Source organism: Nocardioides sp., from assembly GCF_034670285.1.
Classification (GTDB): domain Bacteria; phylum Actinomycetota; class Actinomycetes; order Propionibacteriales; family Nocardioidaceae; genus Nocardioides.
In genome coordinates, this window is sequence record NZ_JAXMNS010000122.1 from 1 (window position 1) to 9,128 (window position 9,128).

Here is a 9,128-nt window from a genome sequence, read left to right on the forward strand (position 1 = left end):
GTGCGGTGCGCGCGGCCGGCGTATCGAGATGTGGTGAGGTGCGCGCCTGCGTCTCCCGGGTGGGCGTCTCGATACGCCGGCCCGCTCCTTCGTCGCGTGGCCGGCTACTCGACGACCAGTGAGGCGCGTGGCCGGCTACTCGACGACCGGAGGCGTTGAGGCGGTGCCGTGGCGGCCCGCGCCGCCGGCGAAGCGACCGGCGCCGGTGAGGGTCTCGCCGGAGCCGATGGTGTCGAGGCCCCGGGCGAGCTCGTTGCGCATCGCGTCGTCCTCGGAGAGGTCCCACTGCTCGAGGGCGGAGAGTCGGTCGTTGCGCAGGCAGCGCTGCGGGAGGGCCGCGAGGTCGTGCGCGAGGGTGACGGCCTCGGTCAGGGCCTTGCCCGGGGCGGTGACCCGGTTGGCGAGGCCGATGCGCTCGGCCTCGACCCCGTCGATGCCGCGGCCGGTGAGGATCAGGTCCATCGCTCGGCTGTGCCCGATCAGGCGGGGGAGCCGGACCGTGCCGAGGTCGATCAACGGCACGCCGAAGCGACGGCAGTAGACGCCGAGCGTCGCATCCGAGGCGACCACCCGCAGGTCGGCCCAGAGGGCGAGCTCGAGGCCGCCAGCGACGGCGGCGCCCTCGATCGCGGCGATGACCGGGACGTGGGTGCGCAGACGCGTCGGGCCCATCGGCCCGCGTCCGTCGGCACTCAGCCCACCCGCGTCGTCGAGGCGGTCGCCCTCGGAGAGTGCCTTGAGGTCGGCTCCGGCGCAGAAGGTCCCTCCCGCGCCGGTCAGCACGATCACGGCCACCGACTCGTCGGCGTCGGCCTTCTCGACGGCCTCCGCCAGGGCGAGGGCGGTGGTGGAGTCGACGGCGTTGCGGCGCTCGGGACGGTCGAGGGTGATGACGGCGACCGGGCCGTCGTACGACGTCACGACGGAGGTGGGGGAGGGGCTCATGCGACTCACCGTAAATCTCTTGTGAGCAGCGGGGTCGCGATCTACGCTTCTAGGACACGGAAAGGAGGTGGTCCTGATAATGCATTCTTCCAGGACGAGTGAGGTGGCTGCGCTCTAGCAGCCCGGCATCACGGAGGAGGGATCTCCTCCGAGGCTGCTGGCGAATCCCACGCAGTCACCCGACCCGCAGGCGAACCCGGAATCACGTCCCCGGGGGCGGCCTCGGATCCGCGAGGATCCGGGCCACGCCTGCGGGTTGTCCCTTTTTCGGAGACCGAGGTCACGGTCGCTGTTAGTTGTGCGTAGCAACTATTCAGCCGTATGGTTGTCACCGACAACTTATAGAATCCCCGAGAGCAGACTTGTGACCCAGCAACACCCCGCGCCCGCAGCGCCTGCCTCCCCAGCCGTGGCTGTCGAGCCGATGACCCACCGCGAGGTGATGGAGGCGCTCAGCGGGCTGCTGCTCGCGATGTTCGTCGCCATGCTCTCGAGCACGGTGGTCACCAATGCCCTGCCGCGGATCGTGACCGATCTCGAGGGCACGCAGTCCGGCTACACGTGGGTGGTGGTCTCGACGCTGCTCGCCATGACCGCGACCACCCCGATCTGGGGCAAGCTCGCCGACCTCTTCAGCAAGAAGATGCTCGTGCAGTCGGCGCTCGTGATCTACACGGTCGGCTCGCTGATCGCGGCCTTCGCGCCGAGCATGGGGGTCCTGATCGGCGGCCGGGTGGTGCAGGGCATCGGTGTCGGTGGCCTCACCGCGCTGGTCCAGGTCGTGATCGCCTCGATGGTCTCCCCACGCGAGCGAGGCCGCTACTCCGGCTACATCGGTGCGGTCTTCGCCGCGGCGACCGTCAGCGGCCCCCTCATCGGTGGACTGGTCGTCGACAGCCCGTTCGGGTGGCGCGGCTGCTTCTTCGTGGGCCTGCCGTTCGCGGCGTTCGCCTTCTACGTGCTCCAGCGCCGTCTGCACCTGCCCGTCGTCCGCCGCGACGTCTCGATCGACTACCTCGGCGCCACCCTCATCATGGGCGGTGTCAGCGTGCTGCTGATCTGGGTGTCGCTCGCGGGCTCGTCGTTCGCCTGGGCCTCGACCACCACCGCCCTGCTCGTCGTCAGCGGCGTCGTCCTCGTGGTGGCCGCGCTGTACGTCGAGGCGTACGTCGCCGCCGACCCGGTCATCCCGCTGCGCCTCTTCCGTGACCGCACCGTCGCCCTGGCCACCGCGGCCTCGGCGATGGTCGGGGTGGCGATGTTCGCCGCCACCGTCTACCTCAGCCAGTACTTCCAGCTCTCCCGCGGACTGAGCCCGACCGCCGCCGGCCTGATGTCGATCGCGATGGTCGGCGGGCTGCTCGTGTCGAGCATCGCCAGCGGGCGCATCATCAGCGCCACCGGCGTCTGGAAGCGGTGGCTGGTGGGCGGGATGGTGCTCGTGGTCGTCGGTCTCGTGCTGCTCAGCACGATCGATGCCGAGACCCCGCTCGTGGCGGTCGGGGTCTTCATGGCTGTGGTCGGCGTCGGGCTGGGCGCGACGATGCAGAATCTCGTCCTGGCGGTGCAGAACAACGTCCGGCTCCAGGACCTCGGCGCCGCCAGCTCGGTCGTGGCGTTCTTCCGCTCGCTCGGCGGTTCGGTCGGTGTCTCGGTGCTCGGCGCCATCCTCTCGACCCAGGTCTCCGACACGGTGCGCACCGGGCTCGCCGCTCGAGGCGTGACCCAGACCGAGCACGAGAGCAGCTCGATCCCTGATCTCTCCGCCCTGCCGGGCCCGGTGCGCGACCTCTACGAGCACGCCTTCGGCACAGCGGTCGGACACATCTACCTGGTCGCGGTTCCTTTTGCGATCCTTGCCCTCGTGTGTGTGCTGCTCATCAAGGAGGTCCCGTTGCGGACGACGCTGGACGACGCTGTCGCGGGGCCGCCGCGATGACGCGCGACGACACCCTGCGCGCCTTGGAGCAGGAGGTCGGCGTGATGATCCGCCGGGTTCGCCGCGTGATCGGCATCCGTGCGCAGATGGTGCACCCCGACCTCCAGCCCGCGGCCTACCTGCTGCTCTCGTCGATCGCCGACAGTGGTCCGGTGCGGGCCTCGGAGCTGGTCGAGCGCTTCGACACCGACAAGGGTGCGATCAGCCGCCAGGTCAGCCACCTGCTCGAGCTCGAGCTGCTCGCGAAGGAGAAGGACCCGGCCGACGCCCGGGCCTCGCTGGTCTCGGTCACCGACGAGGCGAGGAGTCGGATGGCCGACGTCGTCGAGCACCGGCACAAGCTCTTCGCCGAGGGTCTCTCGGAGTGGAGCGAGGCCGAGCTCGAGGGCTTCGTGAAGGACCTCGGCCGCTACAACACCGCTCTCAACGAGGCCAGCGGGCTCTGACCCCGGCCCGGACGACCGCGCGGCGTGGGGTCAACGCAGCCACACGGCGGTGTCGGCCGGCAGCCGGTCGGACACCGGTCCGCTCGTCAGGACGACATCACCCGCGGGAAGCTCGACGTCGGCGTCGCCGCAGTTGAGCACGACGCGGAGGTCGCCGCGGGTCACGGTCAGCAGGTCGCCCTCGACGCTCACGTCGACGCCGTCCGCCGGGGACAACGTACGACGGGCGGCCAGGGCGCGGCGGTAGAACTCGAGCGTGGAGTCCTCGTCGCCGGTCTGGGCCTCCGCCGTCAGCGGCGCCCAGTCGTCGGGCTGCGGGATCCAGGGCTGGTCGTCGCCGGGGCCGAAGCCGTACGGCGCGCTCGTGCCCGACCAGGGGATCGGCACCCGGCAGCCGTCGCGGCCGACCTCTCCGGTGCGGAACCACGACGGATCCTGACGGTCCTCGGGCGCGACGTCGACCTGCTCGAGGCCGAGCTCCTCGCCCTGGTAGAGGTACGACGAGCCCGGCAGCGCGAGCATCGTGAGCGTGGCAGCGCGAGCCCGGGACAGCCCGGCCTGCCCGCCGCCGTACCGCGTGACGTGGCGGATGACGTCGTGGTTGCTGAGCACCCAGGTCGGGCTGGCGTCGACGTCGGCGAGGGCGGCGAAGGTGCCGGTGATGACGTCGGCGAAGGCCTCGGCCGACCAGTCGGCGAGCAGCCAGGAGAAGTTGAAGGCCTGGCTCATCTCTTCGGAGCGCACGAACTTGGCCATCGACTCGGGGGTCTGGGTCCAGGCCTCGGCGACGTTCATCCGGTCGCCGTCGTACTCCGCGAGCACGTCGTGCCAGCGGCGGTAGACGTCGTGCACCTCGGGCTGGTCCCACATGGGCTCGTCGCGCACGGTGCGCGAGACCATCGACTCCTTGGGCTCGTCGGCGGAGGCGCCGTCCTCGACGACCTGGTCGCGCAGGCTCTCCTCCTTGTAGAGGCCGTGCGCGACGTCGACGCGGAACCCGTCGACGTCGCGGTCGAGCCAGAAGCGCAGGACGTCGACGAACATGTCGCCGACCTCGGGGTTGCGCCAGTCGAGGTCGGGCTGCGTGGAGTCGAAGAGGTTCAGGTACCACTGACCGTCGGGCACCCGCGTCCACGCCGGACCGCCGAAGACCGACGGCCAGTTGTTGGGCGGCTCGGCGCCGTCCTCACCGCGACCGTCGCGGAAGAGGTAGCGCGCGCGCTCGGGGCTGCCGGGGCCGGCCGCAAGGGCTGCGCGGAACCACTCGTGCTCGGAGGAGGTGTGGTTGGGCACCAGGTCGACGATCACCTTCAGGCCCAGGTCGTGCGCCTCGGCGACGAGGTCGTCGGCGTCGGTGAGGGTGCCGAAGAGGTCGTCGACGTCGCGATAGTCGGCCACGTCGTAGCCGTGGTCGTTCTGCGGCGAGGTGTAGAACGGCGTGATCCAGACGGCGTCGACGCCGAGGTCACGCAGGTAGGGCAGCCGCGAGGTGATGCCCGGGAGATCACCGACGCCGGCGACGCCGCGGGTGCCCGAGTCGGCGAAGCTGCGGACGTAGATCTGGTAGACGACGGCGCCGCGCCACCACGTCGGAGAGGTCGTGCTCGTCATGAGAAGTCCTTCGGGTCGATGGTGAACCACAGGTGCTCGGCCGCAGCGACGACGCGACCCGTGGAGTCGTAGAGGGTGGAGGCGGTGTGGACGCGGCGCCCGTCGATGCCCCGGGCGCTGCCGACGAGCACGTGCTCCTCGCCGGCCCGCGGGAGGGCGGGGACCCGGGCCGTCATCGAGCCCAGCACCATCGGTCGCTCGGTCAGGTCGCCGGACCAGCCGCCCACGCAGTCGAGGGCGGCCCACGTGGTCGCGCCGTCGACGTCGGCGCCGGGGGTCCAGGTCGCGGCCACGCGCACCTGGCCGTGGCTGTCGTCGTCGACGCGGCCGGGGAAGATCCGCAGGCCGTCGCCGGGCGCGCGGTCGGGTCCGCACGAGAAGCAGCTGGGGAAGGGGTGGGCGGTGAGGCCGACGAACGACGCCTCTGCTGCTCGGGCGACATCTGCGCCGACCGGCTCGACCTCGATCACGTCCGGGGCCATCGTCGCGGTCGCGACGAGGACGTCGCCGAGGGTGGCGGCGGCGGTGGGGCCGCCCTCGGCCGAGTCGTCGGCATCGGTGACGACGACGTCCAGCGCGGTGTCGAGCGGCGGCGGCTTGCGCAGCATCACGCGCACCGGGTCGGTGTCGGCGCGGCCGACCGGTCCGAGGTGGGCGGCCAGCGCGCCGGCCGTCCAGCCGCCGTTCCCGGAGACCGGCGGGCCGCAGAAGCGGTGGGGGATCGTCAGCGTGGAGGTCACCAGCAGCACGCTGCCACGGCGGCCGCGACGGGTCCAAACGGACCGCGACCGGCCGGTAACCGGGCGGCCTCAGTCGCGGATCGACTCCCACCGGTCGAGCGCGTCCTGCCGCTCGGCCTTGTGGTCGACGACGGCGGCGGGGTAGCCGACGAGGTCGCGCACCTTGTCGCTCGGCTCGTGCGGGTCGGGCACCTCGTCGAGGTCGGAGAGCTCCTCGACCCACTGGCGGATGTAGCCGCCGGACGGGTCGAACTTCTTGCCCTGGGTGGTGGGGTTGAAGACCCGGAAGAACGGCGAGGCGTCGGTGCCGCTGCCCGCCGTCCACTGCCAGCCGTGCTGGTTGGAGGCGAGGTCGCCGTCGACGAGCCAGTGCATGAAGTGGCGCGCGCCGTGCTGCCACTCCAGGTGGAGGTCCTTGACGAGAAAGCTCGCGACGATCATCCGCAACCGGTTGTGCATCCAGCCGGTGGCCCGCAGCTGGCGCATCCCGGCGTCGACGATGGGGAAGCCGGTGCGGCCGCGGCGCCACGCGTCGAAGTGGCTGTCGGAGCTGTCGGGGTCGATGTAGGGCATCCGGGCGTACTCGGGCCGGAGGTACTCGCGTGCCGTCTCGGGGCGCGCATCGAGGACGTCGGCGTAGAACTCGCGCCACGCGAGCTCCTTGCGGTAGACGCGCGATCCGTCGCTGCGCAACGGCGCGAGGTCGGCCAGCATCGTGCGCGGGTGGATCTCGCCCCACTTGAGGTAGGTCGACATCCGCGAGGTGCCGTCGACGCCCATCTTGTCGCGGTCGTCGTCGTAGCCCTCGATGTGGTCGAGGAACGTGTGCCAGCGCTCGAGGGCGGCGGCCTCGCCGGCGGGCGGGAGGGTCAGGCCGTCGGGGAGCGTCACGTCGGGGAGGTCGACGGTGTCCTCGAGATGACGCCAGTGCGGGTCGTCGGGCGGGTCGACCGGGTCGCGCCAGCCGTGCTCGGCCCACGCCTTCGAGAAGGGTGTGTAGACCTTGTAGGGATCGCCGCTGCCGTTGACCACCCGGCCCGGGCCGACGGCGTACGGCGACCCGGTGCGCGCGAAGGCGATGCCGGCCTCCTCGAGCGCCTCGGCCACTGCCTCGTCGCGCTGCCTGCCGTAAGGGCCGTGGTCGGCGGCGACGTGCACGCTGCTCGCGCCTACCTCCTTCGCCGCCTTGACGACCTGGCTGACCGGGTCGCCGTGCACCACGCTGAGCGGCACGTCGCGGCCCAGCGAGCGCAGGCTCTCGACGAGGTAGGCCTGCCGCGGGAGACCGGCCGGACCCCACAGCGCGGGGTCGAGCACGAACAGCGGGAGCGTCGGGCCGTCGTCGAGGGCGTGGAGCAGGGCGGGGTTGTCGCCGACACGGAGGTCGCGTCGAAACCACATCACGGAGGTCACGCCGACTCACTGTGCCAGGGGGGACCCCGGGGTGGTCCACCCTCAGGAGCGAATGAGCAACAATGGGCCCGTGAGCGACCTCATCGACACCACCGAGATGTACCTGCGGACCATCTACGAGCTCGTCGAGGAAGGAATCGTGCCGCTGCGCGCGCGGATCGCCGAGCGCCTGCACCAGAGCGGCCCGACCGTCTCGCAGACCGTGGCCCGCATGGAGCGCGACGGCCTGCTGACCGTCGAGGGTGACCGCCACCTCGAGCTCACCGAGGACGGCCAGCGCCTGGCCACCCGCGTGATGCGCAAGCACCGCCTCGCCGAGCGACTCCTCACCGACGTGATCGGCCTCGACTGGGAGCTCGTCCACGAGGAGGCGTGCCGCTGGGAGCACGTGATGTCGGAGACCGTGGAGCGTCGCCTCCTCGAGCTGCTCGACCACCCCACCGAGTCGCCGTACGGCAACCCGATCCCCGGCCTCGACGAGCTCGGTCAGACGGCGGTGCCGACGGCGTTCATGGACGACGTCGAGCCGCTCTCGAAGGTCGCCGCCTCGGGCGAGGGCCGGGTGCTCGTGCGCCGGATCTCCGAGGAGATGCAGAAGGACGAGGCGTTGATGAGCGCGATGCGTCGCGTCGGCGCCCTGCCCGACAAGACCGTCACGATCGTCTCGACGGAGGCCGGCGTGCTCGTCGGCTCCGGTGGCGAGAGTGCCGAGATCGACCACGAGGCCGCCGACCACATCTTCGTCAAGCGTCTCTGACGCCGGGGGGGGATGAATACCCGGTTACCCGGGTATTCACGACGTTCTCAGGGAGAACTTCCCCTGAGAACGTCAGGAAACCCCGGAGATCCGGGTATCCATCCGCCGGGCCGCAAGGGCCCCGAGGAAGTCGGCCACGCCGACGTCGAGCTTGTACGTCGCCAGGTCGTCGCCGCGGGTCGTGCCGCGGTTGACGATCACGACGGGCGTGCCGGCCTTGGCCGCACGCCGTACGAACCGGAAGCCACTCATCACCGTCAGGCTCGAGCCGACGACGAGCAGCGCCCCGCCGCCCTCACCCGCGTGGGGCAGCGCATCGACGGCGGCGTAGCAGCGCTCAACCCGGTCCTTCGGCACGTTCTCGCCGAAGAACACGACGTCGGGCTTGAGCACGCCCCCGCAGGCCGCACACCCCGGGACGACGAACGCCGCGGTGTCGTCGAGCTCGACGTCGCCGTCGGGTCGGAGCGCCGCAGCCGCATGAGTGTCGGCGAAGCCCGGGTTGGCGGCCTCGAGGCGGTCGTGGAGCGCGGCGCGCGAGGTGACCTCGCGACAGCCGAGGCAGACGACGTCGGCGATTCGGCCGTGCAGGGCGATCAGGCGCCGCGAGCCGGCGGCCTCGTGCAGGCCGTCGACGTTCTGGGTGATCAGCAGCTCGGGGTCGAGAGCCGCGAGGGCGCGGTGCCCGGCGTTGGGATCGGCGTGCCGCATCCGGCCCCAGCCGAGGTGCGAGCGGGCCCAGTAGCGCTGTTGCGCCTGCGGGGTCGCGACGAACTCCTGGTAGGTCATCGGGGCGCGCGCCGGCCGCCCCGGGCCGCGGTAGTCGGGGATGCCGGAGTCGGTCGACATGCCCGCGCCGCCGAGGACGACGAGCGGTCGGTCGGCGAGCAGGTCGAGGGCGTGCCGCTGGGCGAGGGTCACGTGCCGTAGCGCACGCGGGCCCGGGCGCGCGCCTTCTCGGCCTCGACCTCGCGGTCCTTGGGCGGAGCCGTGGTCACCAGCTCCTCGAGGAGGTGCCCGGTGACGTGGGCGATCTCGGCGACGGCCCGGTCGAAGGCCGCCTGGTTGGCTGCCGTCGGCTTGGTCGTCCCGGCCACCTTGCGGACGTACTGCAGGGCAGCCGCGTGCACCTCGTCGCCGGTCGCCGGCGGCTCGAAGTTGTTGAGCGGACGGATGTTGCGACACATGCAGATCAGCCTACGTCGAAGAACTCCACGTCCTCGCCGGTCACGAGCACGACCTTGTCGCCGCCGTCGGGCCCCGCGCCGTACAGCCGC

General features: G+C 71.6%; 9 protein-coding genes. 3 read left to right on the forward strand and 6 right to left on the reverse strand.

Annotation, left to right across the window (positions count from 1 at the left end; genetic code table 11):
• Nucleotides 1-135 precede the first annotated feature (135 nt).
• Entirely contained in the window at nucleotides 136-945 is an 810-nt protein-coding gene (locus VOI19_RS08080; RefSeq protein ID WP_323792453.1) for a crotonase/enoyl-CoA hydratase family protein, read from the reverse strand.
• A 424-nt stretch (nucleotides 946-1,369) separates the two neighbouring features.
• Between VOI19_RS08080 and VOI19_RS08085 the strand changes: the two genes are divergently transcribed.
• Both VOI19_RS08085 and VOI19_RS08090 read left to right on the forward strand, forming a co-directional pair.
• Nucleotides 1,370-2,884, forward strand: a complete 1,515-nt coding sequence (locus tag VOI19_RS08085; protein ID WP_416366357.1) for an MDR family MFS transporter — start codon at nucleotides 1,370-1,372, stop codon at nucleotides 2,882-2,884.
• Nucleotides 2,881-3,330 carry a MarR family winged helix-turn-helix transcriptional regulator gene (locus VOI19_RS08090; RefSeq protein ID WP_323792455.1) on the forward strand — a complete coding sequence of 150 codons (450 nt, stop codon included), beginning with the start codon at nucleotides 2,881-2,883 and terminating at the stop codon, nucleotides 3,328-3,330. The genes VOI19_RS08085 and VOI19_RS08090 overlap by 4 nt, the downstream gene beginning before the upstream one ends.
• 30 nt (nucleotides 3,331-3,360) lie before the next feature.
• Here VOI19_RS08090 and VOI19_RS08095 read toward each other — a convergent pair whose 3' ends face one another.
• From VOI19_RS08095 to VOI19_RS08105, 3 genes are all read right to left on the reverse strand, one after another.
• Complete coding sequence (locus tag VOI19_RS08095; RefSeq protein ID WP_323792456.1) at nucleotides 3,361-4,941, reverse strand: glycoside hydrolase family 13 protein; 1,581 nt, start codon at nucleotides 4,939-4,941, stop codon at nucleotides 3,361-3,363.
• On the reverse strand, nucleotides 4,938-5,681 hold the full coding sequence (locus VOI19_RS08100; RefSeq protein WP_323792457.1) for a hypothetical protein: 744 nt from the start codon (nucleotides 5,679-5,681) through the stop codon (nucleotides 4,938-4,940). The genes VOI19_RS08095 and VOI19_RS08100 overlap by 4 nt, the downstream gene beginning before the upstream one ends.
• Nucleotides 5,682-5,750: 69 nt before the next feature.
• A complete protein-coding gene (locus VOI19_RS08105) occupies nucleotides 5,751-7,094 on the reverse strand; it encodes a deoxyribodipyrimidine photo-lyase (protein WP_323792458.1) in 1,344 nt (447 codons plus the stop codon).
• A gap of 70 nt (nucleotides 7,095-7,164) precedes the next feature.
• On the opposite strand from VOI19_RS08105, the gene VOI19_RS08110 reads away from it, so the two are divergent.
• Nucleotides 7,165-7,851, forward strand: a complete 687-nt coding sequence (locus VOI19_RS08110) for a metal-dependent transcriptional regulator (protein WP_323792459.1) — start codon at nucleotides 7,165-7,167, stop codon at nucleotides 7,849-7,851.
• Between the two features lie 72 nt (nucleotides 7,852-7,923).
• Here VOI19_RS08110 and VOI19_RS08115 read toward each other — a convergent pair whose 3' ends face one another.
• Nucleotides 7,924-8,772 (reverse strand): NAD-dependent protein deacetylase, encoded by an 849-nt coding sequence (locus tag VOI19_RS08115; protein ID WP_323792460.1) that lies wholly within the window; start codon nucleotides 8,770-8,772, stop codon nucleotides 7,924-7,926.
• A complete protein-coding gene (locus VOI19_RS08120; RefSeq protein ID WP_323792461.1) occupies nucleotides 8,769-9,038 on the reverse strand; it encodes a DUF2277 domain-containing protein in 270 nt (89 codons plus the stop codon). Before VOI19_RS08120 ends, VOI19_RS08115 begins: the two co-directional genes overlap by 4 nt.
• Nucleotides 9,039-9,128: the final 90 nt, after the last annotated feature.

Bases quoted from the DNA above. Each gene is read 5' to 3' on its own strand.
- VOI19_RS08080 (WP_323792453.1), bottom strand. From the start codon at position 945: ATGAGCCCCTCCCCCACCTCCGTCGTGACGTCGTACGACGGCCCGGTC.
- VOI19_RS08085 (WP_416366357.1), top strand. From the start codon at position 1,370: ATGACCCACCGCGAGGTGATGGAGGCGCTCAGCGGGCTGCTGCTCGCG.
- VOI19_RS08090 (WP_323792455.1), top strand. From the start codon at position 2,881: ATGACGCGCGACGACACCCTGCGCGCCTTGGAGCAGGAGGTCGGCGTG.
- VOI19_RS08095 (WP_323792456.1), bottom strand. From the start codon at position 4,941: ATGACGAGCACGACCTCTCCGACGTGGTGGCGCGGCGCCGTCGTCTAC.
- VOI19_RS08120 (WP_323792461.1), bottom strand. From the start codon at position 9,038: ATGTGTCGCAACATCCGTCCGCTCAACAACTTCGAGCCGCCGGCGACC.